At 52.7% G+C, this 23,423-nt stretch carries 21 protein-coding genes and 1 pseudogene; 11 read left to right on the plus strand and 11 right to left on the minus strand.

Features of this window, described 5'->3' with window-relative positions; genetic code table 11:
* Positions 1 to 7 precede the first annotated feature (7 nt).
* On the minus strand, positions 8 to 913 hold the full coding sequence (locus tag AB9F29_RS05560) for an IclR family transcriptional regulator (protein ID WP_369754881.1): 906 nt from the start codon (positions 911 to 913) through the stop codon (positions 8 to 10).
* Between the two features lie 177 nt (positions 914 to 1,090).
* On the opposite strand from AB9F29_RS05560, the gene AB9F29_RS05565 reads away from it, so the two are divergent.
* The 4 genes from AB9F29_RS05565 (at position 1,091) to AB9F29_RS05580 (ending at position 4,780) form a co-directional block, all read left to right on the plus strand.
* Positions 1,091 to 2,089: a DctP family TRAP transporter solute-binding subunit gene (locus AB9F29_RS05565; protein WP_335583866.1), complete on the plus strand. Its 999-nt coding sequence runs from the start codon at positions 1,091 to 1,093 to the stop codon at positions 2,087 to 2,089.
* Positions 2,090 to 2,198: 109 nt separating this feature from the next.
* On the plus strand, positions 2,199 to 2,681 hold the full coding sequence (locus AB9F29_RS05570) for a TRAP transporter small permease (protein ID WP_369754882.1): 483 nt from the start codon (positions 2,199 to 2,201) through the stop codon (positions 2,679 to 2,681).
* Positions 2,674 to 3,996, plus strand: a complete 1,323-nt coding sequence (locus AB9F29_RS05575; protein WP_335583868.1) for a TRAP transporter large permease — start codon at positions 2,674 to 2,676, stop codon at positions 3,994 to 3,996. Before AB9F29_RS05570 ends, AB9F29_RS05575 begins: the two co-directional genes overlap by 8 nt.
* A gap of 31 nt (positions 3,997 to 4,027) precedes the next feature.
* Positions 4,028 to 4,780 carry an SDR family NAD(P)-dependent oxidoreductase gene (locus AB9F29_RS05580; RefSeq protein WP_369754883.1) on the plus strand — a complete coding sequence of 251 codons (753 nt, stop codon included), beginning with the start codon at positions 4,028 to 4,030 and terminating at the stop codon, positions 4,778 to 4,780.
* Between the two features lie 12 nt (positions 4,781 to 4,792).
* Here AB9F29_RS05580 and AB9F29_RS05585 read toward each other — a convergent pair whose 3' ends face one another.
* The 7 genes from AB9F29_RS05585 to AB9F29_RS05615 form a co-directional block, all read right to left on the minus strand.
* A complete protein-coding gene (locus AB9F29_RS05585; protein ID WP_335583880.1) occupies positions 4,793 to 5,164 on the minus strand; it encodes a Na+/H+ antiporter subunit G in 372 nt (123 codons plus the stop codon).
* An 8-nt stretch (positions 5,165 to 5,172) separates the two neighbouring features.
* Positions 5,173 to 5,442: a K+/H+ antiporter subunit F gene (locus AB9F29_RS05590; protein ID WP_039003770.1), complete on the minus strand. Its 270-nt coding sequence runs from the start codon at positions 5,440 to 5,442 to the stop codon at positions 5,173 to 5,175.
* Entirely contained in the window at positions 5,439 to 5,936 is a 498-nt protein-coding gene (locus AB9F29_RS05595) for a Na+/H+ antiporter subunit E (protein WP_369754884.1), read from the minus strand. Before AB9F29_RS05595 ends, AB9F29_RS05590 begins: the two co-directional genes overlap by 4 nt.
* Complete coding sequence (locus AB9F29_RS05600; protein ID WP_369754885.1) at positions 5,933 to 7,465, minus strand: monovalent cation/H+ antiporter subunit D; 1,533 nt, start codon at positions 7,463 to 7,465, stop codon at positions 5,933 to 5,935. The genes AB9F29_RS05595 and AB9F29_RS05600 overlap by 4 nt, the downstream gene beginning before the upstream one ends.
* On the minus strand, positions 7,462 to 7,812 hold the full coding sequence (locus tag AB9F29_RS05605; RefSeq protein ID WP_335583872.1) for a Na+/H+ antiporter subunit C: 351 nt from the start codon (positions 7,810 to 7,812) through the stop codon (positions 7,462 to 7,464). The genes AB9F29_RS05600 and AB9F29_RS05605 overlap by 4 nt, the downstream gene beginning before the upstream one ends.
* A gap of 1 nt (position 7,813) precedes the next feature.
* A complete protein-coding gene (locus AB9F29_RS05610; RefSeq protein WP_369754886.1) occupies positions 7,814 to 10,675 on the minus strand; it encodes a monovalent cation/H+ antiporter subunit A in 2,862 nt (953 codons plus the stop codon).
* A gap of 511 nt (positions 10,676 to 11,186) precedes the next feature.
* Positions 11,187 to 11,375 (minus strand): hypothetical protein, encoded by a 189-nt coding sequence (locus AB9F29_RS05615; RefSeq protein ID WP_335583874.1) that lies wholly within the window; start codon positions 11,373 to 11,375, stop codon positions 11,187 to 11,189.
* Positions 11,376 to 11,434: 59 nt separating this feature from the next.
* Between AB9F29_RS05615 and AB9F29_RS05620 the strand changes: the two genes are divergently transcribed.
* A complete protein-coding gene (locus AB9F29_RS05620; RefSeq protein WP_369754927.1) occupies positions 11,435 to 14,341 on the plus strand; it encodes an error-prone DNA polymerase in 2,907 nt (968 codons plus the stop codon).
* Here the strand turns inward: AB9F29_RS05620 and AB9F29_RS05625 are convergent.
* Both AB9F29_RS05625 and AB9F29_RS05630 read right to left on the minus strand, forming a co-directional pair.
* Positions 14,338 to 14,967, minus strand: a complete 630-nt coding sequence (locus AB9F29_RS05625; RefSeq protein WP_335586352.1) for a DedA family protein — start codon at positions 14,965 to 14,967, stop codon at positions 14,338 to 14,340. The genes AB9F29_RS05620 and AB9F29_RS05625 overlap by 4 nt on opposite strands.
* Positions 14,964 to 15,314, minus strand: a complete 351-nt coding sequence (locus tag AB9F29_RS05630) for a hypothetical protein (RefSeq protein ID WP_335586354.1) — start codon at positions 15,312 to 15,314, stop codon at positions 14,964 to 14,966. The genes AB9F29_RS05625 and AB9F29_RS05630 overlap by 4 nt, the downstream gene beginning before the upstream one ends.
* 532 nt (positions 15,315 to 15,846) lie before the next feature.
* Between AB9F29_RS05630 and AB9F29_RS05635 the strand changes: the two genes are divergently transcribed.
* A complete protein-coding gene (locus tag AB9F29_RS05635) occupies positions 15,847 to 16,008 on the plus strand; it encodes a hypothetical protein (protein ID WP_369754887.1) in 162 nt (53 codons plus the stop codon).
* A gap of 173 nt (positions 16,009 to 16,181) precedes the next feature.
* Here the strand turns inward: AB9F29_RS05635 and AB9F29_RS05640 are convergent, their stop codons facing one another.
* On the minus strand, positions 16,182 to 16,703 hold the full coding sequence (locus AB9F29_RS05640) for a transcription termination/antitermination NusG family protein (protein WP_369754888.1): 522 nt from the start codon (positions 16,701 to 16,703) through the stop codon (positions 16,182 to 16,184).
* 548 nt (positions 16,704 to 17,251) lie between these two features.
* On the opposite strand from AB9F29_RS05640, the gene AB9F29_RS05645 reads away from it, so the two are divergent.
* The 5 genes and pseudogenes from AB9F29_RS05645 (at position 17,252) to AB9F29_RS05665 (ending at position 23,407) form a co-directional block, all read left to right on the plus strand.
* Positions 17,252 to 18,010: an FkbM family methyltransferase gene (locus AB9F29_RS05645; protein ID WP_369754889.1), complete on the plus strand. Its 759-nt coding sequence runs from the start codon at positions 17,252 to 17,254 to the stop codon at positions 18,008 to 18,010.
* Positions 18,011 to 18,137: 127 nt separating this feature from the next.
* Positions 18,138 to 19,004, plus strand: coding sequence for an alpha-1,2-fucosyltransferase (locus AB9F29_RS05650; RefSeq protein WP_369754890.1), 867 nt, complete (start codon positions 18,138 to 18,140; stop codon positions 19,002 to 19,004).
* 195 nt (positions 19,005 to 19,199) lie between these two features.
* A pseudogene (locus tag AB9F29_RS05655) lies at positions 19,200 to 20,286 on the plus strand (IS3 family transposase).
* A gap of 179 nt (positions 20,287 to 20,465) precedes the next feature.
* Positions 20,466 to 21,188: an FkbM family methyltransferase gene (locus AB9F29_RS05660; protein ID WP_369754891.1), complete on the plus strand. Its 723-nt coding sequence runs from the start codon at positions 20,466 to 20,468 to the stop codon at positions 21,186 to 21,188.
* Between the two features lie 407 nt (positions 21,189 to 21,595).
* Entirely contained in the window at positions 21,596 to 23,407 is a 1,812-nt protein-coding gene (locus AB9F29_RS05665; protein WP_369754892.1) for an ABC transporter ATP-binding protein, read from the plus strand.
* Positions 23,408 to 23,423: the final 16 nt, after the last annotated feature.

A 23,423-nucleotide genomic window follows, 5' to 3' on the forward strand; every position in this document is an offset into this window, starting at 1 on the left:
GTGCCGACTACCCTTTGGCCGCCGCGCTGAATTGTGTGCGATGGCGTGGCAGGTCGGTCGATTTTGACAGCGCGAAGGTCTTGGCCATGCGCGCTTCTATTTTCGCGGTTTCAAGCAGCAAAGCCGCGCCCAATTCGGCCTGCCGTTCAGGCCCCATGCGGCTATCGATGGCGGCAATACTAATGGCGCCCGCAACCCGACCACCGGGCATTTTGAAAGCGGCCCCCACGGCCCATGAACTGGTCAAAACCAATCCCGGATTGAGGGAGTAGCCGCGTTCGATTGCTTGATTGATCAAGGGTTTCAGGGCTTGAGGGCTACAATCAGGAAAGTTCTGAGCCAGTATATCAGTGTTGCGGCTCAGGATTTCGGCGCGCTCTTCGGCGGGAAGGGCAGCGAGGATGGCCAGCGAACCAGCCCCCACGCCTAACGGATGGCGATATCCCACTTGCAGCGCATGGGTGCGGATAGGAAATGCACCTTCTTCCTTGTGCAGGCAAACAGAAAAGGAATCGCGGCGCACGGAGAGGAAAACGGAATCCCCGCTCAGGGCGGCTAGATCCACCAAACTGTTGCGCGTCAGGTCCATCAAATCGAATCTCTGTGCCGCCAACACGCCAAGTACATAGGTTTCTTCGCCGAGAAAATAATGCCGCGTTGCAGTGTCTTGCTCCACCATTCGCGCCCGCATGAGGGCAAGCAGTAAGCGCCGCGCAGTTGGGCGACTTAACCCCGTGTCCTGCACGATTGTTGACAGACCAACCCCCTCAACCGCGCTGCGCCCGATTAAGGACAGCAAGGCCAAAGCCCGATCAACGCTTTGCGCGCCGATGTTTTCCAAAGGGAAATTCTCGTCTGTCATCTTCCAAGCACCCCCATGCATCCACAATGTGGACACCTCTTTTGTAGTCATTTTCTATCTGTACAGGCTCAAACATTGATTGTTGAGCAATATCGGGCATATTTCAAGGTAAAATTTGGAATTTCAAAACGACAATAAAATTTTCCCTTGCAACACCATCCAAAATATGGACGTTCTGTTGCCGGAGACCTCCACTGGGAGGGGACTTGTTAAATAGGAGGAGACAATATGTCCAAAATGAATCTCATTTTTGTGGCTGCAATTTCGGCAGCGACCGCTTTTGGGTCTGCGGCGAAGGCTGAAACGCTGCGTCTGTCGCACAATACAAGCGACACGACGTCATGGCATCAAGGGTCCGAAAAATTCTCGGAACTGTTGAACGAAGCCACTGGTGGCGATCTGGACGTGCGGGTTTTTCCAAACGCGCAACTGTCCGGTGGCGACCAAATGAAACAAGCTGAAATGGTTGGTCGCGGCGCGTTGGACTTTGTTGTCACCTCCGCAATCAACGTGACGCCCATCGTTCCTGAGATGGCCGTTTTCTCATTGCCGTATCTGTACTCTGGCTATGACGCCGTCGACGCCACGACATCCGGTGCGCCGGGCGACAAAATGAAAGAGATCATGGCGGAGCACGGTATCATCGTGTTGGCATGGGGTGAAAATGGCTTCCGCGAAGTCACAAACAACGTGCACCCGATCAAATCGCCAGAAGACCTCAAAGGTCTAAAAATGCGTGTTGCGGGTCCGATGTATATCGACGTGATGACCGCACTTGGGGCGAACCCACAACAGATGCAATGGGCGGAAACCTTCAGTGCGCTGCAACAGGGTGTCGTTGACGGCCAAGAAAACCCAATCGGCGCGGTGATTGTGCCCCAACGTGTGTATGAAGTTCAAAAATACATCACCCCTTGGCACTATTCCTACGACCCAATTTTCCTTGGTGTAAGCAAAGAGAAATGGGATGGCTGGGACGCGGAAACACAAGCTAAGGTTCAGGCTGCTGCGATCGAAGCGATGGATTTCCAAATCAAGGTGACTCGTGAAGGAACGGCTGCTGGTCTGGATAAACTGCGCGCAGAAGGCATGGAGGTTTACGAACCTACTGCTGATGAGTTGCAAGCGTTCCGCGACGCCACAAAAGAGCCTTTTGACAAATGGTCCGCCAAGGTTGGCCCTGAACTGGTGGAACTTTTTCAGACTTCCATTAACGGCTCAAATTAATTAGGTGAAAAAACAACGCGTCCCGCGATAAGTGGGGCGCGTTTTCCGCCTGCGGTGCAGATGCTTGTGCATCGATGTCAGGTATGATCTTCATGCCAAAGGTGGCCCCATGAAAAACCTGATACTTAAAATTGCCGACCGACTGGAAGAATATGTTTGCAGTCTGATTTTTCTGGTGATGACATTTATCGGTTTTGCCAATGTGCTGGTGCGCTATCTTTCCAACTATTCTTTTGCAGCGACGCAGGAAATCCTGTTGAACGGATTTTTGCTGCTGACCGTTTTTGGCGCAGCAATTGCGGCGCGGCGCGGCCAACACCTCGCTGTGACACTGTTCGCGGATATGCTGCCCACTGCCTTACAGCCATTCGTGCGCTGGTTTTCTGTCTTTCTGGGCGTTCTGCTACTGGCGTTGTCGGCGTGGTATTGCGGCGAGATGGTGATAAACCAACGCGCCAGTGGAATCGTTTCGGCAGGTCTTCAGGTCCCATCATGGTATTATTCACTGGCTCTGCCCCTGGGGTTCTTGATGATTGCCGTGCGGTTGGTGCAGGGCGCGATTCTTGAGCAAAAGGAGCGGGCTTATGTTTGATTTCGATACCGGAACCCAGATGCTCATCCTTTTTGGCGTCCTCTTGGTCATCCGCGTTCCTGTGGCGTTTTCGCTTGGACTTTCATCCCTTTTTGCCATGTGGCAGATGGGTTTTGGGCTGGATCTGGTGGGTGATTTGCTGGCCAGTGGCATCACCAAATTCTCGCTTCTTGCTATTCCCTTCTTTATCCTCGCGGGCATCCTGATGGGAACTGCGGGTATGGCCGATCGGATGATCCGGTTTTTCCGTGTGCTGATGGGCAGCCTTCCTGGTGGCATGGGCCTTGTTGGCGTGGTTGTCAGTTTGTTTTGGGGCGCGGTTTCCGGTTCTGGCCCCGCGTCGGTGGCGGCGATTGGCCCGATGGTCATTCGCGGCATGGAAGAAGATGGCTATCCCAAGGCGTTTGCCGCGGCGATGGTCTGTACGGGCGCAGCCCTTTCCATTGTGATCCCGCCCTCTATCGGCTTGGTGATTTACGGCGTAATTGCCGAGGTTTCGATTGGCGATCTGTTTATCGCCGCAATCTTACCCGGTGTCGTTATGGGCGCCTTGATGTTGGCAGCCTTGCCTTTTGTCAGGGTACAGCGGGCCGCGAACAAATCCTCTAAACTCGCGGAATTGGCACCGATGCCATACGCAGAGTTCCCTTTTCCCAAGCGCGTTTGGCTGAGCTTTCGGGACGCAATCTGGGGCTTAATGACCCCCGTTGTGATCCTTGGCGGGATTTACACGGGTATATTTACGCCCACAGAGGCGGCCGTTGTTGCCGTGGTTTATGCGCTGTTCGTGGGGTTCTTTGTCTATCGCAGCCTGACGATTTCGACCCTGTTTGACGCCCTGACCGATGCCGCCGCTTCCTCGGCGGTTGTGATGTTGGTTGTGACCTTCGCCAGCCTGTTTGGCTGGGTTGTCACCGTAGATGATGTGGTCGGCCGCTATTCGGAAGGCCTGCTTGCCCTGAGCGATTCTCAGTGGACGATTATGCTGGTTATGGCAATGATCCTGCTTATTGCAGGTATGTTTATGGACGCGGTGACGATTATGTTTATCTCGCTTCCTATCTTTCTCCCTGTGGTGCGGGCGCTGGAATGGGATCCCGTCTGGTTCGGCGTGTTCCTCATGATCAATCTCGCCATTGGTCTGTTTACGCCGCCCGTTGGGATCAACCTGTTTGTGGCGGCGAATGTGGCCAAACTCTCGCTGGAGAAGATTGCGGTTGCGGCGGTGCCATTCCTTATCACCAGCACCCTCGGCCTTGCCATCATCGCGCTTTGGCCTGAGTTGACGACCTACCTGTTGGTGTGGATGAAGTAGTTTAAGTTTTCTAAGATCGGGAGTGAGGAACATGACACAGAAAGTGGCGCTTGTGACGGGCGCGGCGCGCGGAATCGGGCTGGCGACGAGTAAACTTTTGATCGAGCAGGGTTGGAAAGTCGCGATGATTGACCGTGACGCGAGCGAATTGGCTATCGCGGCCGAGCCGTTAGATCAGGGCTTTCCGTTTGAATACGACGTCTCTCTCCCCGACGATGTGGATAAAATGGCCGAGGCCGTAATTTCCACTTTTGGGCGCATTGATGCGGTTGTGAATAACGCAGGCGTTGCCGATTTCCGCCCCCTCGCCGAAACCACATTTGCCGATTGGCGGCGCATCATGGAAACCAATCTGGATGGGTTGTTTCTGGTGTCACAGGCGACGATTCCGGCGCTGAAGAAAACCAAAGGGGCGTTGGTAAATATCGCATCGATAAGCGGCTTGCGCGCCTCGACCCTCAGGGTGGCATATGGCACGTCCAAAGCGGCGGTGATCCATTTGACCAAACAGCAGGCTGCGGAACTGGGCGAATTCGGCGTCCGGGCGAATTGTGTCTGCCCGGGGCCGGTGCGCACCAAATTGGCAATGGCGGTCCATACGCCCGAAATTATCGCAGCTTACCACGATGCTATTCCGCTCAATCGGTACGGTACGGAGTCTGAACTGGCCGATCTGATTACGTATTTATGCTCGGAACGGGCCAGCTATGTGACGGGGCAAGTGATTGCAGCCGATGGTGGTTTTGAAAGCACAGGCGTCGGCCTTCCCGCTCTGCGCGGATGACCCGAAACGGCATCACCCCTCTTCTGGGGTGATGACCTCTGGTAAGGACGACCAGCTTTTATCCCCCCCCGGATCGGGCAATTCATCAGATTTCATATTCCGGTGAATATGCGCCTTGGCGATGAAATGCGCGGTGATCGGGGCCGTAAGGAACAAAAACAACGTGATCAGCAACTCATGCAACGAGAGGTGCCCTTCGATCAAAACCGAATGCAAGATAGACGCCAGAAGCACGCCGCCAACACCCAATGTTGTGGCCTTGGTGGGCGCATGAAGGCGCGACATTGGATCGGGCAATTTGACCAGACCAATCGAGCCAACAAGGCCAAAGACGCCGCTCACAATCAGAAAGAACGTGATTAGGATTTCGTAAAATAAGTCCATCATGCCCTCTACTCGATAATGTTTCCGCGCAACATAAAGCGCGTATAGGCGACCGTCGAAACGAAACCCAACATGGAAATAATGAGCGCGCTTTCAAAGACCATCTCGGTTTTGAACTTCATCCCGAAAAGAACAATCAGCGCGATGACATTGATGACCATCGTATCGAGGGCAAGCACACGATCTCCAACCCCCGGCGCACGTATAATCCGCCATAAGTTCAACAAAAGCGCCGCACCAAAGCAGCCAAAAGCAAAGTTGATTGCAATCCCAATCATTCGAAAATCTCCTTTAGGCGACGCTCGTACCGCGTTTTGATTTCATCACAGACCGCCTGTGGGTCGGGGGCATTCAGGCAATGCACCAAAATTGCATGGCCTTCGTCGGAAATATCGCTTGAGACGGTGCCAGGCGTAAGGGTGATTGTTCCCGCCAAAACAGTAATGGCTTCGGGTGTGCGCAGATCCAAGGGAACGGTGACCCATGCCGGCTTTAAGTCCGCATTGCGGCGAAACAGAATGAGGTTCGCCACAACGAAATTGGCGACGACGATATCCCACAGGACAATAAAAAAGTACTCGATGATTTTAAGCGGGTGTCTGACACGCGGCATATTTGGCCAATAGGGGCTGGTGATAAAGGGAATGAGCACCCCAAGAAACGCGCCAAACAGCAGCGAGTTGATGGAATAGGCATTCACCAGCAGCAGCCAAACGACCGTTAAAAGGACGGTGAGCACAGGGTGTGGGAATAATTTGCGCAGGACTTTCATTTCGCAGTCTCCCCGAGTACGGCGTCAATATAGGCGGATGTATCAAACAATTGCTCCGCCGTCGCATTGGCATATTCTATCGCCTGTTCCGCGAAAATCGTAAGCGCGACAAGGCCAAAGAGAAGCGCAAAAATTGGCACAAAAACCATTACGGTGCCCTGTGTTTGGAGCGGTGCGATTTGCGCTTCTTCCAGATCGAGGTCCTCCATAGGGTCGGTGGTTTTCCAGAAGATCAAGCTGCCCGCACGCGCAAAGCCGATGATGGCGACCAGCGAGAAAATAAGGATCACGCTCCAGATCAGGGTTTGGTGTGGTGTCCCAGTTGAGGCCTGAAGAACCATCAGCTTACCTAAGAACCCCGAAAGCGGTGGCATCCCAGCCAAGGCAATGGCGGCCACAAAAAAGAGGGCCGAGATCAAACCGTTCTGTGCCATACGGGGGGCGGGTTTGATCTCTTTTCCCCGTCGCTCAATGATCAGATCGGACACAAGGAAGATCATCGCCGTCGCCAGCGTAGAGTGCACAATATAGTAAATTGCGGCCCCTGTGGCGAGTGGCGTAAAGAGCGCGATCGCGATCAGCAACGTCCCCATAGAGCCGATGGCGGCAAAGACTGCGAGTTTGGAAATATCGCGCGATCCGAGGATACCAATCATACCAACTGCGAGGGTTAGCAGCGCCGCTGGCAACAGCCATTGTCCTACCAATCCAGCACTAAGGGCGAGATCTGGTCCAAACACCAGCGTGTACATGCGCAAGATTGAATAGGCGCCAACCTTGGTCATAATGGCGAACAAGGCGGCCACAGGCGCAGGCGCATTTGCATAGCTTCCGGGAAGCCAAAAATGCAACGGCAGCACGGCGGCCTTGATGCAGAACACAAGCAACAACAGGACTGCACCGACACGAATAAGGGCAGTGTCGTCGGCGGGAAGTTCGGCAATGCGCACTGCAAGGTCGGCCATATTGAGCGTGCCAGTGACGGCATAAATTGTCCCAAGCGCAAACAGAAAGAGGGTCGAGCCGAGAAGGTTGTAAACGACGTACTGCATACCCGCACGAAGGCGGTCAGCGCCCCCGCCATGAATCATAAGGCCGTAGGAGGCAATGAGCAGCACCTCAAAAAACACGAAGAGGTTAAACGCATCACCCGTAAGGAATGCGCCACAAACGCCCATGAGTTGGAACTGAAAAAGTGGGTGGAAATGCTCGCCGCGTTTATCCCAATCCGTGCTGATAACATAGAGGTTCACGCAGAGGCCAAGGACGGATGTGAGCAAAACCATCAGGGCCGACAAGCGGTCGAGCACGAGAACAATGCCAAAGGGCGCGGGCCAATCGCCTAATTCATAAACCTGAATTTCGCCGCCAGACGCTTGGTGGGTGAGGACCAGCGAAATGCAAACCAGCGCAATCGATCCTGCCATCGAGAAAATGCGTTGCAGGTCGAGATGATGCCGGATCACCATCAGAATGAACGGTGCGAGAACCGCAGGTAGAACGACGGGGGCTATGATCAAATTGCTCACGCGCTGTCTCCTTCGTCGGTGGTCTCGGTCATATCAATCTCGTCCGTCTCCGACGTCAAATAAGCGCTGAGGGCGATCATAACCACCAAAGCCGTCATCCCGAATGAGATAACAATCGCGGTCAAAACAAGGGCTTGCGGGAGGGGGTCAGTATAGATGCCTTCGCCATATTTATCCAAAATAGCAGGAAGGTTTTGCACAAGGCGTCCCGTTGAAAAGAGGAAAATATTCACCGCATAGGACAGAAGAGAAAGCCCCAAAATAACAGGGAATGTGCGTTGGCGCAGGATCAAATAGACACCACAGGATGTGAGGACAGCAACGGCGCTAGAGACAAGAAATTCCATTTTATGTCTCCTCTCCATTTGGCTGAATATAATCACGGTCCGGGTTAATATTCATAGGATCATCACTTTCAATACCCGGTTGCCATGCGAAGCGCGCGAAGCTTTCCAAGGCCAACATAATCGCCCCGAAAACGGCGAGGAAAACGCCCAAGTCAAAGAACATCGCGGTGGCCAGTTCGAATTCCTCAAGGCCCGGAATATGAACATATGCGAAGGCACTCGTCAGGAAGGGCAGCCCGTTAAACCAAGCGCCCATACCCGTGACAGCCGCGACCAGAACCCCACAGCCTATGACGGCATGATAGGGGAATTTCTGCCGTGCGGCGGCCCAAGAAAAGCCTGACGCCATATATTGCATCACAAAGGCAATCGCGACGACAAGCCCCGCAATGAACCCGCCGCCAGGCATGTTGTGGCCCCGCAGGAAGATGTACACGCCAACCATCAAAGCGATCGGCATCATCACGCGTGTTGCGACAACCATCATCATCGGGTGGACGTCTTTTGAGAGCGGCTTGTCGGGTGTCCGGTTCAAAAGTTTGGCCCGCACATTGGACGCCAAGACAGATTCCGTGAGGGCGAAAATAACGACGGCGGCGATTCCCAAAACGATGATTTCGCCAAAGGTATCAAAGCCACGGAAATCGACGAGAATAACATTGACGACATTCGTGCCGCCGCCGCCCGAATAGGAGTTTTCGAGATGGAATTCCGAGATCGAAGGCTGTGCAAAACTGCTGAGCAAAATGGCGTAGACTAGTCCACCAACGCCCAAGCCCGCTACAACCGAGATAATAATATCGCGTGCGCGGCGCCCAAATGTACTCTCGATGGGGGAGGTTTTGGGCATAAAGTTGAGCGAGAGCAGCAACAGAATGATCGTTACCACTTCGACAGAAATCTGCGTGAGCGCGAGGTCAGGGGCAGAATAGTAGTTAAACAGAAGCGAAACCATAAGCCCCGTCATACCGATAATCACAAGAGAAAGAAGGCGGTTACGATGAAAAATAACGACGCAAAGCGCGGAAACGACCATGCAAATCCAGCCAATGGCCCCAAGAAACTCAACATCGCTTGCGGCATTCAACGGCACCGAATGTGTGCCTGAAACATAGGCATACAAAGCAAGCGACATGGTGAAAATCAGGAAAATTGCGGAATAACGACTCAAAGCGCCATCATGCAAAACGGCTGTGAAGGACCGGCTTGCACGCTCTAGGGCACCCATCAGGCGATCAAAAATAACTTTGGCTTCTGGGCGCGGCATAGCATTCCAAATTCTGTCCAAAAACCCGTAAGACCAGAGTAAAAACAGCCCACCAATCGAAGCAACGCCCGACATGTACAGCGCAGGTGTGAAGCCATGCCAGATTTTTAGGGAGTAATAAGGCAGCTCTGTGCCCCCAATTACTGCGCGCGCCGAAACCGCAACAATCGGCCCCACGATCGCCGACGAGAAAAGCCCGATTGCAACAACGAGAAAAACCAGAATACCCGGTGAAATCAACAAACCGGAAGGAGGATCATGTGGCGCGGCGGGGTAGTCATTGCGGACAGGTCCAAGAAACACATGTGCAATCAAGCGGAAGGAATATGCCGCGGAAAACAGCGCGCCCAAAACGACCACTGCAGGCAGCAAATACGGATAGCTCGCCCAAACGGTATGTGCGGCTTCTTCGAGCATCATTTCCTTAGAAAGGAAGCCATTGAGAGGCGGCAAACCAGCCATGGACAGGCTTGCCAGCGTCACCAGAATGAAAGTGATTGGCATCAATGTGCGCAACCCGCCAAGACGTTTGATATCGCGGGTATGGGTTTCGTGATCGATAATACCCGCCGACATAAAGAGGGCGGCCTTGAAAGTTGCGTGATTGATGATGTGAAAAACGGCCGTGACAGCGGCGATTTTGGTGCCAAATCCAAGCAACATGGTGATGAGGCCAAGGTGACTCACAGTTGAAAACGCAAGGAGCGATTTAAGGTCGTCTTTGAACAAAGCTATGACCGCGCCCAGAACCATCGTGATCAGGCCCGTGGTTGCGACGATGTAAAACCATTCTTCTGTGCCCGCCAAAACCGGCCAGAGCCGTGCCATCAAGAAAATACCCGCCTTCACCATAGTTGCCGAGTGCAGATAGGCAGACACGGGTGTGGGCGCGGCCATCGCATGGGGCAACCAAAAGTGGAATGGGAATTGGGCGGATTTTGTGAACGCCCCGATGAGAATAAGGATCAGCGCAGGTAAATAAAGCGGCGAAGCTTGGATCAGGTCTTTTTGCGTCAAAATGATGCTCAGGTCATAGCTGCCAACAATATTCCCAAGAATAAGCAGCCCCGCAATCATCGAAAGCCCGCCCATTCCCGTAACGGTCAAAGCCATTCGCGCGCCTTGGCGCCCTGCGGGTAGATGTTTCCAATAGCCAATCAAAAGGAAGGACGACAGCGAGGTCAGCTCCCAAAAAACCAGCAATAGCAGTATGTTGTCAGACAAAACAATGCCAACCATCGCACCTTGGAACAGCAGTAAATACGCGTAAAACTGACCCATCGGATCGTTGCGCGACAGATAAAATCTTGCGTAAAGGATGATTAATAGGCCGATGCCAAGGATCAGGCCAGCAAACAAAAGACCCAGCCCGTCGAGGAAAAAATTTGCGTTCAATCCAATCGATGGCGCCCAATCAAGGCGTGCGGTTACGACTTCGCCGCGCATAACTTTTGGGGCGTTCCAAAGGAGGCCGATCAACGCCAGAAGGGTTGTCCCGCCTGCGGACCAAGCCGCCGCATTTCGACCAGCACGAATAAGGAGGGGTGGGAATATTGCGCCCAAAAACGGTAGTAGGGCGATAAACATCAATGACACTATGTTGCCTCCGTCGAAATGCCTCTGCGAAGCAAATTATTTATAGCTGGCTTGCATCGTCGTATATGAGCAAGGTAATCAATTGAAAACAAGGGTGACTTAACCGTATATCCCACAAAACGCTATGCGCGATCTCTAAAGTGCGACACTTTTCTGATATAGGGTGGCTGATGGTATCACATTTTCCCCCACATCTTTTCGCGGAAGCCGAGGTCCAGCCCTCCGATTGGTGTTTTCGGGGTCCTGCAACCTTGACTAGAGATAGAAGAGGAATTGCAACGTACCTGCAATGTCAGCGACAGCACCTCGATGGTTTCGCTTTCAAAGACGAATTTTAGAAAATGAATTGGACCAAACTAAAGAGCTGACAGTTATAAGGTATGGCAAGTCTTCGGAAATCAACACAATATTTGTGATCAACCTTTGCCATTCAATCCCCCGTGGCCAAGGGGGGCTTCTGTTTAAGCGCCCATAACATTGAACGCAAAGGCCGCATTGAGCATGAATGTCCTCAATCGGCCGAGGCTGTGCGGCTTAAGATGGCAATTTCAACAGGCCGACAGATGCCAACCGGCTTTCCGATGGCGGCTTCATTGCTGAAATCAATATCGACCAAATCAACCAATGCGCCCGCGGCACGAACCAGATCATCATCGCCCACACAGTCTTCAAGATGATTAGCAGATATATGCGTTTCCACACAGCCTCGGCAGTTTAGACTCCAAGTGAGAACAAAACGTGAATATACTGCGAATCGCCATGGTCGCAGAACTCAATATAACCTCCAATTTCACCTTTCTCACAGGGGCTTCACACCCTGAGGAATACGTGCGCCGTGCCGCGCATTTGGGTATCCCTGCCCTTGCCATAACGGACGAAAACTCCGTCGCAGGCATCGTGCGCGCCCATGTGGAATGCCGCGAAGTAGCCCGTCACGTCGGATTGCGCCGCGATTTTGACGCTGCCCATGGCCTCATCGGGCCACCGCGCCCCACGCAGATTCCCGCGCCTCCATCCGCCGATATCTACACCATCCCGCGCCTATTACCCGCGGCGTTGATTGTGCTTCAGGAGGGGGTCAACGTCACGGTTTTTCCGCGGGATCGCGCGGCATGGGGGCGCCTTTCACGCCTGTTATCCCTTGGGCGCTTGCGGGCTAAGAAAGGCACATGTGTTCTGCGGTTTGACGATCTTATGGCATGGGGCGCGGGCTGTGAAATGCTCCTACACCCTGTGCGCCAACCGCTCACGCCCTTTCGCGGCGCGCATAATTGGCAGCCGCTGGCGCGCCGCCTGACGCGCCGCTTCCCCGGCCAAGTGTCGCTGCTCGCCTCTCCGAAATACGACGGCCAAGACCACGCGCGGTTCCATCATCTCGCCCACCTCGCAGAAGACCTCGCCATCCCCATGGTCGCCTCCGCCGGCCCGATGATGCACCACGGCAAGCGCCGCCGTCTCGCCGATGTCCTCTCGGCTGTTCGGCTCGGGGTGCGTGTCGAAAATCTTGGCCACGCAGCCCTGCGCAATGCCGAGCAGCGGTTGCGCGCGCCCGTCGAAATGGCGCACCTCTTTCGCGATCACCCAGAGGCGCTCCTTAACGCCGAGGCCGTCGCCGCGCGTTGCACCTTTTCGCTGGATGAGTTGCGCTATGAATATCCCAGCGAACTCACGCAGGGTGAAACGCCCCGCCAACGCCTCGCGCGGCTCGCCTATGAGGGGCTCAAATGGCGTTATCCCGGCGGCGCCCCCCAGCGGGTGCACGACCTTTTGGAGCACGAGCTGACCCTGATCTCCAAGCTCAAATACGAACCCTATTTCCTCACCGTGCGCGACATTGTGCATTTTGCACGCGAGCGCAATATCCTCTGTCAGGGGCGCGGCTCGGCGGCCAATTCCGTTGTTTGTTTTTGCCTCGGCGTCACCTCAGTTTCCCCTGAAATCGGCACCATGGTGTTTGAACGTTTTGTCTCCGAAGCCCGTGACGAGCCCCCCGACATCGACGTTGATTTTGAGCATGAGCGCCGCGAAGAAGTCATCCAACATATCTACGAACGCTATGGCCGTCACCGCGCGGGCCTTTGCGCCACGGTCATCCATTATCGCGGCAAGCGTGCCATTCGTGAGGTCGGCAAAGTCATGGGGCTTTCTGAGGATACGATCAGCGCCCTCTCCAGCCAGATGTGGGGCTGGGGCGGTGGTGGTTTGCGCGCGGAGCGTCTGCGCGAAATCGGTCTCGACATCAGCGATCCCCACCTCGCCCAAACGCTTGATCTTTGCGATCAAATTCAGGGCTTTCCACGCCACCTGTCACAACATGTGGGCGGATTCATCATCACGGAGGGGCGGCTTGACGAGCTTGTTCCCATCGAGAACGCCTCCATGGAGGATCGCACCGTTATTTGTTGGGACAAAGACGATATCGACGCGCTTGGCATTCTCAAGGTCGACGTTCTCAGCCTTGGAATGCTGACCTGCATTCGCAAAGCATTTGATTTGATGGGGCAGCACCACGGGTTGGATTTCAACCTCGCGACCCTCCCCGCCGAAGACCCCGCCGTGTACGATATGCTGTGCAAAGCCGACAGTATTGGCGTGTTTCAGGTCGAGAGTCGCGCCCAGATGAACTTCCTGCCGCGCATGCGACCGCGCAATTTCTATGACCTTGTGATTGAGGTGGCGATCATCCGCCCCGGCCCCATTCAGGGCGATATGGTGCATCCGTTTATTCGACGGCGCAATGGCGAGGAAGCCGTGAGTTTTCCCTCGGACGCGCTGGGGGATGTGCTTGGGAAAACCCTCGGCGTGCCTCTGTTTCAGGAACAGGCGATGCAAATTTCGATCATCGGTGCGGGCTTCACCCCCGATGAGGCCGACCGTCTGCGCCGCGCCCTCGCGACCTTCAAAAAACTCGGAAATATCAGCAATTTTCGCACGCGGTTCCTTAAGGGCATGGCAAAAAACGGTTATGATACCGAATTTTCCGAACGGTGTTTCTCGCAAATCGAAGGCTTCGGCAGCTATGGGTTCCCCGAAAGCCACGCCGCGAGTTTTGCCCTGTTGGTCTATGCTTCGGCTTGGATCAAATGCCACCACCCCGGTATTTTTGCCTGCGCCCTGCTCAACTCCCAGCCCATGGGGTTTTATGCCCCTGCGCAAATTGTCCGCGACGCCCGCGCCCATAATGTGACCGTGCTCCCTGTCTGTATCAACGCCAGTTTCTGGGACAACGTGATGGAACCAGATGGGCGCGGCGGCCTCGCGTTGCGGTTGGGGTTTCGCCAAATCAAATCCATGCGCGAAGAAGAAGCAAGCTGGATCACCGCCGCGCGGGGCAACGGGTATCTGGATGTCGACGACCTCTGGCGACGGGCAGGCACGCCGCCGCGCCTGATCCAAATCCTCGCAGAAGCCGACGCCTTTGTCTCCCTCGGCCTCAATCGCCGCGAGGCCCTGTGGCAAGCCAAAGCCGTCAAGGGCGACGCGCCTCTGCCCCTTTTCGCTGGGGATTTGGACGGCGAAGGCATTGTTGAGCCTGCCGTGCATCTGCGCAAAATGAGCGAAGGCGAAGAGGTGGTTGAGGATTACGTTTCGATGCGCCTGACGCTGCGGGCGCATCCAATGGCGCTCATTCGCCCTCGCCTAACCCCACCAAAAAGTGCGCGCTAAACGCCTTCGCGGGCCTTAACCTCGCGCGTGTGTTTGGGCGATTTTGGATGTGCTCTGTAAAGGGCAACCCCGAGGGTGATTGTGACAGCAAGCCCCGTCACAACCCCAATTGTATTCCCCAAGAAGCTCGCCACTTCTTCAATATGTGCTGCGAAAACAAACCCAAGGCCCACATAAAGTGTCACCCAAACAATCTCGCCCAGCGCCGCCCAAATCGTAAACCTAAGCCACGGCATTTCCACGATGCCGCCCGCAAAATTCACATAGGGGCCAAGAGGGCTCAAAAGCCAACGACTCAAGAAAACACCCGGTCCGCCCCAATTCTCCGTAAAGCTCCGCGCCTTGGAAAAAACCTCCGCTCGTTTTGGGTGCGGTTGGATTTTGGACTGAAGCCACTCTCGCCCGCGCTTGCCAACGGCATACCCCGCCTGATCGCCAACGACCGCCCCCCCATAGGCCGCGAAAGCAACCGTTGTGATGGAAAAATCACCCGAAGCGGCAAAGGCACCGCCCGAAAGCATCATCAAAGAGGAGGGCACCGGCATCGCGAGGCAGCTTAAAAACGTCGTGACGAAAACGATTAAAATACCGTAGCTCAAAACCCATTGGAAGACGAGATCGGTCATGGATGGGACGCGCGGAACTTGGTGGCGGCATCTTCGACCGCAGCTTCCAGGTCCTTAATATCAACACCCGTATGCTCAGAAATTCGGCGCAGCGTCGTGGGGCGTTTCAGTTCCCCCTCTTTGATCCCAAGTGCATCAAGAACTTCTTCACGCGGCAGATCAAACGACATGGAAATATAGCGGGGAGTCATCCACATTTCTAAGGGACGGTCCTGATGCATCGGGTCGGCCCAATACACCATACCAACAATAATGCGGAACAGGAAAACCGTTGTCAGCGCAAGGGCCATGACGAACGCGAGGCTCAAAACACGATGTTCGCGCCAAAGATAAGACAATCGACGCACAGCGTCTCCCTTGTTGAGCCAATCAACATTTACGGCAGTGTTTCAGTTTTTTTAGGGAGGGTAAAGCCACGAACGCATCACTATGGCGTCAACCTCCCCCTTCACATCGCAACCGATATAGGCGACCATGAAAGGATACTTCAAGATTTTCACCACGTACTTGGTGCCCATGAATCGAGCCGTCGCGTGACAAACCTTGCGCATAAAATTCGCGGCCTCGATAGCGCAACACAAGGCGAAGCGCGCGCGGAAACGATCTCCCTCTATGCCCCGCTGATAGCCGGATATTACAAGTCATCCAGAACTCCGAAATGACGGTTCCTGCTGGAAAACCCATAATTGGAATCGGCGACGTCCAAAGCGACCTAGAGGTGGTTGTAGAACTAATCTCAACAAAAGCGGCCCGCGTCACATAGGGCGACTGCGTCCTCATCGAAGATTGGGGCTTTCCAGAGCCAAGGTTGGGAGCGCCACACGGATTGAGCCCTATGGTTTCCCTAAGTTTTTAGCCCTTGGCGTCGAGGAGCAACGCGTGCTCGTGATCATTGGCTTTGATGACGACCAAAACGCCAGCGGAAGTTTGGGCCACGGCCACCGAGTCGAAGTGCGCATCATCGTTTGGGAGGAGAAAGACGTTTCAACCATACCCGCGAGCGTCTTTTTAGAGTTCAAGACAAATGGGCAACCTATGTAGTGTTTGAAGGTGCCATTGGAACAGGAGACTTCGGATTGGCCAAAACAACGACTTGTCCACACAAGTGTCGGACGGGGTGTTGCAGGGTGACACGGTGGCCTTCTACCCATCGGCAGGTTTATCAGATGGCACAAAAGTTGCGCAAAGGATTGTTGAGTTAACCACGCTGGAATTCAGATCGTTTTCAGTTCTTGCCGCGAAAGATTTGTACGCACAAGAAGCCCCATGAACGACAGTAAAACATCCACGCGTTCACCTTTTTTGCAGACTTCAACTTCTGCAACCCATTGCGTAAAGGGCCCTGCAGAAATCGTGGCTTTTGTGCCGATGGGTAACTCATTTGCTGGCTGAAGGAGACCCTGATTGTTCACGCGAGCAAACAATTGCGCCATCAACTCATCGGGCAATTCCGCAGGTTTTCCACTCAACCCACTGACCAGCCTCACAACCCCCAAAGTGCAATTTATCTTGCTCCAAGACACACTCTCTGGTGTTACACCAACAAAAATATAGCCAGGAAACAGGGGCTCAATCTTGCTAACCGTCTGGTTACGCACCCGCTGACTTACCGAAAGTTGGGGCATAAACGGATGAAAACCCTGCCGTTCCAAATTTCTCTGGGCATTTGCCAAACCGTTTGGCTTAAGTTGCGCCGCGAACCACAGTAAATCTTCATTTCTATAAATTGACGTCACTTACACCCTCGGCTTGCCGATCAAACTTAACATACACAAAACCAAATAAACCCAATTCACTACAAGCCTCTTGATTGGAACCACTAAACCCATAATTTACTATCAATATTGGGTCCGCGTGCCAAGATTTTTGTGTTGAATCAGAAGGGAAAGCCCCAAGTCACCCACGGAAAGAACCTAAAATCCTACGCCGCTTTTCTCTTTTGTTGGCAAGGAGAACAAGTTACTGTTTTCGGGTAATTAGCGAACCTTGCGAACAGAGGGCGATTAGAACTTTGAAGCAAAATAATTGGTCCATCCGCAAATAAACAGACCAAATCTTCCACCGGAACTTCCCCAGCCTCTTGCGAGTTCTGGTGCGGTAGCCATCGAAGTGGAACGATAGATCCGTGGCGCTTTTTTGAATAAAGGAATATGAAATTTTACCTATAGTTGGCTTCAAACGCGCATCAAAAGCGGTAAACACCCTAGTTGCGCCCTTGGTTTACTTGGCTGCGAGAGCGCTTAGTTCCCCTAAATTAATAGACCTCGCCATTCGCATAGATAGAATGAATTTTCGTGCGCTGGCCACCAAGCGAAACCCACATTCCGTCGTCGACAGACTCTTGGCGGCGACGCGCCTTGCCGGTTCCGTTTCAAGAGAAGATAGCAAACTCGTCCTCGAATTCGTTTCTTTTACACATGGCCAATTGCTACAGGACTTGTTCGCCATATTGGCGAGCAAAGGCAAACATGGAGGAACTTTCGTTGAGGTGGGAGTGGGCAGTGGCCGCCGTATCTCGAATACATTTGTCCTTGAGAAGGAGCTGGGCTGGACCGGAATATTGGTCGAACCCAACATCTCTTCACATGCCAGTATCCGCGCGTTGAGAAGTAGTTTCCTCGAAACGCGCGCTGCCGCGTCAAAATCCGGCCTGAAGTTGCAGTTTGAAGAGGTTATGGACGATGGTGAATTTTCCCGCCTTTCAGGTGCCAATGGCCATACCGTGGACGCCAGTCGTATTAAGCGATATGAAGTTGAAACTATTACGCTTAACGACATTTTTGCCGCTTCAGACATGCCTGATCGCATTGATTTCTTAAGTCTCGACACTGAAGGCAGTGAGGTCGATATTTTGGCGGGACTAGATCTGGATCGTTACACTTTTGGTGCAATGGCAATCGAACACAACCACAACCCAACTGCCCTTGCAGACCTGCGACGGATACTTTTACCAAAAGGCTACAAACAAGTGTTGGAACATTTATCTGGATTTGACGCTTGGTTCGTTCATTCCTCCTCACCAAACCAGTTTGACGGCGACTGACAGTTACTGGTTTCCGAATAGCTTCAGCTCATTTCTAAAAAACCTTTAAGCATTGATAATTTATCGTCCATAAAACCTATTTACTTCACATAAATCATTCTACGAAAAATAAATTTCAGGAGTTCTTATGAAGGCCGTTGTGTCAAAGATTTCTAATGGTCTAGGAAATCAATTATTCCAATTTGCGACGGGCTACGCCCTCAGTAAACGTCTCGGCTGCCCCTTAGATTTAGACGTATCTTGGTATAGGGAAGATCAGACTGGACTTAATACATTAAGAGACCTTGGGATAACTAAAATAGTTCCCCAACACCTTTACCGGAAGGTTTTGGGCTTCTCAAAAGCTGATCTTCTGCGTGACCGAACGGTTAGGGTATTTAGTGGTACTTGGCGCCAGTCATTTCGACACTCCGTACCTATATGGGTTGATGAGCATCCGAATTTTGGGTCATTTTCCCAAATTTGTACCCCTGTGTGCATCATGGGAGTTCCGGTGAACTTTAATAGTTTTGAGGATATCCTTGGTGAGCTTCGAGAAAACGTTGTCGAACGCTTGGGATGCCTGACAGCCCTCCCACAAATTGCCGAAGACTTTGCATATGTCCATGTTCGCCTTGGAGACTATGTCTCCAGCCCTGAAGTGGCTTGTAAGATGGCGTCCTTAAACTCGAACTATTATGCTGAGGGCATGCGAACCTACGAACAAAAGCACGGGAAAGCGAAATGGATACTCTGCTCAAATGAACCCAAAAATGCTCTAGAGTTAATGCCAAAGAACATGGATGTCGAAATTAGCCAAGGTCGCTCGGAGATTGACGATTTGTTACTAATGGCGAGGAGCAAGGGTGGGGTCATCGCAAACTCGACCTTTTCTCTCTGGGGTGGCCTCCTCTCGGAGACAAATGGTGGATCGATTGTGGCTCCAAAAACTTGGGAAAAAACGAACCCCCCTCCGCCAATGCCTAACACTTGGAATATTATTGAGAATATGTGAACTTCTTAGCGGTCTTGGCTCCGAAGCCGTCATGCGCTGCTTTTCAAAGAGAACCGGTGCCATAACCGTCGAACGTCAGCAGGCTTTAGTTTGGAGAGACGTTCCGAATACTGAAGCAAAACTTAGGGTAATCCCCCCTAAACTAAGGGGATGCGAAAATAGAATTTTCTTGGCAAGATATCTGAGGAGAATTTGATGAAGATGGCGAGATATTGCGAACCCCAAATTCTTGCGATCCTATACCAAGCCGAAAGCGGTGTGTCGGTAACGGAGCTGTGCCGCGAACATGGCATGAGCAACGCGTCGTTCTACAAATGACGGGCGAAGTATGGCGGGATGCCCTCTCAGTGATGCAGGGCATCACCTGCCGGGTAATAGACGCGTCGATGATCAGCCAGATGAAGCCCTAGGAAAAAAGTGCTCCGGCCAGCCCTGCGCCGGGGTCTGGCCGAGAACGCGGTGGCGCGCCACGGTACTGGCATTGCGCTGGCCTGCCGCACGTTTGATGTCAGTGAGACGGGCTATCATTACAGCCCTTTCTTGATCAATGAGAACGAAAAGATTGCCGATTTTCTGGTTGGACTGACGGTCGCATGGAAGACTTGGGCGGTTGGGTTATGTTTCCAGCATCTACCTAACGTGCAGGGCTATCCATGGAACCACAAAAGGGTGTATCGGATTTACTGCGAACTGGAACTGAACTTGCGGATCAAACCTCGGAAACGGTTAAAGCGGGACAAACCCAATGTGCTGGCAGTGCCTCGCGTACCGAACGTGACCTGGTCGATGCACTTCATGGCGGATCACCTCGGCCCCTCTCATGCATGTAAGCATGCACCGCCGCGCAATGGATGGTCGAGCGTTTCGGCTCTTGAACGTGCTGGAATATTTAAACCGCGAGGGATTGGGCGTCGAGGTCGATTTTTCTTTGCCAGCCGAACGGGTTATTCGCAGCCTTAATCGGATCATTGAATGGCGAGGGAAACCAGAAACTATTCGGGTCGATAATGGGCCGGAGTACTGAAGTGGTTAGCGGCTGGAATGGGCCGAAAAACAAGGTATTATCATCCAGCACATTTAGCCTGGAAAACCGCAACAGAACGCTTACATCGAGCGCTATTACCGCACGGTCAGGCATGAATAGTTGGACCAACACATCATTGAAAACATCGAAGAGGCACAAGACTTCTCCACACAATGGCTATGGACTTACAACAATGACCGTCCGAATATGGGCATCGGTGGGATAACACCCGCCCAGAAACTTAAAATGGCCGCATAAGTTATACAGCCGCACCCCGATAAAAATGGGGGATTACCTTAGTATGTGGAATTATCGATAGTGGTTGAGAAATTTACAAAATGAATCTTCATTCCTGTTTGAAAAGGTTTACGCCGTCCCCAATTAAAATTGCATTCAGAACGGTGCGGCATTGGGTTCGACAAATCTTGGACTTGAGCGTGTATAAGCGTTCCAAACTTCATAAGTTGCCAGAGGTCACCGCCCTTCAGCGTTTTTTCAAATTATTTTCTGTCGATTGTGTTTTTGATGTGGGCGCGAATGCCGGGCAGTACGCAAAAATGTTGCGAAATGATGTTAGGTTTGAGGGAATAATATTTTCCTTCGAGCCAATTCCCGAACTGGCTGAAAGACTAAAAGAAGCAGCAAAAAGAGATCCAAAATGGTTTATTTTTGATTTCGCCCTAAGTGATAGCGCAGGCGAAACCATATTCAATATCATGAGGAACGATCAATTTAGCTCGTTTGGAACGCCAACCAGCGATGAAACTGATGAATGTAGTCGTCTCAACCAAATTGAAAGATCGGTTCACGTTCAGAAGAAAACTCTGAATAACGTTTTTCCGATTCTTTCCAATCAATATGCCTTCAAAAAGCCGTTTCTCAAAATGGACACTCAAGGTTTTGACATTTCCGTGGCAAAAGGCGCGTCAGAAGTCATTACCAACTTTCTTGGTATTCAGAGCGAGCTTTCATTCAAGAAAATCTATGCGGAAGCTGTAGATTATAAAGAGGCAATCAGTTTTTACGAAAATTGCGGTTTCGAATTAAGTGCACTTTTCCAGAATAATGCGGGACATTTCCCCCACTTATTAGAAATGGATTGCATGATGGTAAATAGATCCATGCTTATTCCTAGCCATAAACAGACGATATCAAGTTAGACACATTCTCGCTCAGCACCTTCTTTAGGTGTCGCCGACCCTCGCAGGGCTGTCATTTCTTAGGTCTGGGGGCAATATTTCCCCCTTTGGGATATAATGATTTCAACCGGAGACCCGTTTTTAGGTACCTAGGAAAAGAGCAGACTATTGGCATTTCGAAAACAACCGAAAGCTGCATATCAATAGTATTTGTGGGTGCATCGGAACCCGCGAAGAGGAATGTGAAGGGTGTACTGACAAGTTTTGGTTATAGTTCCAAAACATTCACGTTATACAGGTCTCTACAATCTCCTTTCATTACGTTAAAAGGCGTGCGCAAAACTAGCCCGTGAGTAAAACGGGGCGCCCCAAAGCGAGCCCCCGTTTTTTATGTTTCGAGGTAAGGATCTGACAATACGTGGTACCAAATGATTAAAACGACCGCCCTTCGCAAAGCTTGGGCCCTTCTCGACGCGCAGGAAAGACGCAGTGCCATAAAAGTACTTGCCATAATGGTTCTGAGCGCTTTGGGCTCCGCCGTGATGGTGGGATCGGTCTTTCCGTTCCTTGCCGTTCTTTCCGATCCAGGGATGATCCAGAGCAATTCGAAACTATCTTGGCTTTATGACGTCGGCGGCTTCACCTCAAGTTACAGCTTTCTCTATGCAATTGGGATCTGTTCGATCACAGTGATCCTTCTGTCGAACCTCTTGCTTATCGTGAATACTTGGACCGTTGTTCATTTCACATCGATGCGCATACATGCGATCAGTGCGCGCCTAATGGCGCATTACCTCGCACAACCCTACACTTTTTTCCTGAGCCACCATTCTGGCACAATGACTACAAATATCCTCAGCGAAGCACAGCAAGCCGCACAGCAATTCATTCGGCCTGTGGCGGAATTCATCTCGGCCTCCCTGACGGTGACCGCGGTTGTCGTCACGCTCCTGATCGTCAACCCTCTTGTCGCCACGGCGTCGATTGTGGTTCTTGTCACGGTATACGGCGGGGTGATGATTGCCTCACGCAAGTATGTCCGATTGATGGGTAAGCGCCGCGCCGAGGCCAACGAAGTGCGTTATCGGGTTGCTGGAGAGGCCTTTGGTGGAATTAAGGACATCAAACTCCTAGGCCACGAGGCAGAATACCTCGACCGCTTCAGTAAACCATCGTTTGAGATTGCACGTGCGCAGATCGGCGAGGGCGTCATATCGCAAGCGCCCCGCTATGCAGTCCAGATTCTGGCCTTCGGTGGGATTATTGTGCTGTGCTTGGTCATGCTCGACCCCCAAAGCCTACAAGAACGCAATGCTTTGGGTGGATTGTTACCAACTATCGGTCTCTTGGCCTTTGCCGGACAGCGGATGATGCCAGAGTTGCAAAAGATGTTCATGTCGCTCACACAAATGACTGCCGGAACTGCGGCGCTTGACCGCGTGTATGAGGATTTGCATTCCGGCGCCTCTTTGGAAATCGAGCGTGACAGACCCGCCCCGCTTGGCCTGAAACAAACGTTAGAATTGAAGGATATCTGCTACACCTACCCGAAAGCCGAGCGTCAGGGACTGTCCGAAATCGACCTCGAAATTCGGGCCGGCGAACGGATTGGCGTCGTCGGCTGCAGCGGTGCGGGAAAGACAACATTGGCCGATGTCATCCTCGGACTGCTCGCGCCCGAACAAGGCTCCCTATTTGCCGATGGGCGCGCGGTCACCACAGAGACCCTTCGTGCATGGCAACAAAGCGTTGGTTACGTGCCACAGGATATTTTTCTGATCGACGCGAGCCTGTCGGAAAATATCGCCCTCGGCTTCCCCCTCGATGAAATCGACGACGCGAAGGTTGAGCGCGCGGCGCGGATCGCCCAAATACACGACTTTGCGATGAAGGAGCTTCCTGAGGGCTATGGGACACATGTAGGCGAGCGTGGTGTGCGCCTTTCGGGCGGCCAACGCCAGCGTATCGGCATCGCCCGCGCGCTTTACAACGACGCTGACTTGATCGTGTTCGACGAAGCAACCAGCGCCCTCGACAACATGACGGAGCGGGAAGTTATGGCCGCAATCGAAACGTTGCCTGGCGATAAAACAATTTTGATGATCGCCCACCGTCTGAGCACCGTGAAGGTTTGCGACCGGATCGTCGTGATGGAAAACGGACGCATAACGGGCGTAGGCGAGTGGGATACCCTGATGCTTGAAAACGCAGCATTTCAGCGTATTGCGCGCGTTGTATGACTTTGGCATGGGCTCG

Source organism: Falsihalocynthiibacter sp. S25ZX9, from assembly GCF_041205405.1.
In the GTDB taxonomy this organism is placed as follows: Bacteria; Pseudomonadota; Alphaproteobacteria; order Rhodobacterales; family Rhodobacteraceae; genus Falsihalocynthiibacter; species Falsihalocynthiibacter arcticus.

Coding starts and splice junctions, on each gene's coding strand:
- AB9F29_RS05560 (WP_369754881.1), bottom strand. CDS start 913: ATGACTACAAAAGAGGTGTCCACATTGTGGATGCATGGGGGTGCTTGG.
- AB9F29_RS05565 (WP_335583866.1), top strand. CDS start 1,091: ATGTCCAAAATGAATCTCATTTTTGTGGCTGCAATTTCGGCAGCGACC.
- AB9F29_RS05570 (WP_369754882.1), top strand. CDS start 2,199: ATGAAAAACCTGATACTTAAAATTGCCGACCGACTGGAAGAATATGTT.
- AB9F29_RS05575 (WP_335583868.1), top strand. CDS start 2,674: ATGTTTGATTTCGATACCGGAACCCAGATGCTCATCCTTTTTGGCGTC.
- AB9F29_RS05580 (WP_369754883.1), top strand. CDS start 4,028: ATGACACAGAAAGTGGCGCTTGTGACGGGCGCGGCGCGCGGAATCGGG.
- AB9F29_RS05585 (WP_335583880.1), bottom strand. CDS start 5,164: ATGGACTTATTTTACGAAATCCTAATCACGTTCTTTCTGATTGTGAGC.
- AB9F29_RS05590 (WP_039003770.1), bottom strand. CDS start 5,442: ATGATTGGGATTGCAATCAACTTTGCTTTTGGCTGCTTTGGTGCGGCG.
- AB9F29_RS05595 (WP_369754884.1), bottom strand. CDS start 5,936: ATGAAAGTCCTGCGCAAATTATTCCCACACCCTGTGCTCACCGTCCTT.
- AB9F29_RS05605 (WP_335583872.1), bottom strand. CDS start 7,812: ATGGAATTTCTTGTCTCTAGCGCCGTTGCTGTCCTCACATCCTGTGGT.
- AB9F29_RS05620 (WP_369754927.1), top strand. CDS start 11,435: ATGGTCGCAGAACTCAATATAACCTCCAATTTCACCTTTCTCACAGGG.
- AB9F29_RS05625 (WP_335586352.1), bottom strand. CDS start 14,967: ATGACCGATCTCGTCTTCCAATGGGTTTTGAGCTACGGTATTTTAATC.
- AB9F29_RS05645 (WP_369754889.1), top strand. CDS start 17,252: ATGAATTTTCGTGCGCTGGCCACCAAGCGAAACCCACATTCCGTCGTC.
- AB9F29_RS05650 (WP_369754890.1), top strand. CDS start 18,138: ATGAAGGCCGTTGTGTCAAAGATTTCTAATGGTCTAGGAAATCAATTA.
- AB9F29_RS05665 (WP_369754892.1), top strand. CDS start 21,596: ATGATTAAAACGACCGCCCTTCGCAAAGCTTGGGCCCTTCTCGACGCG.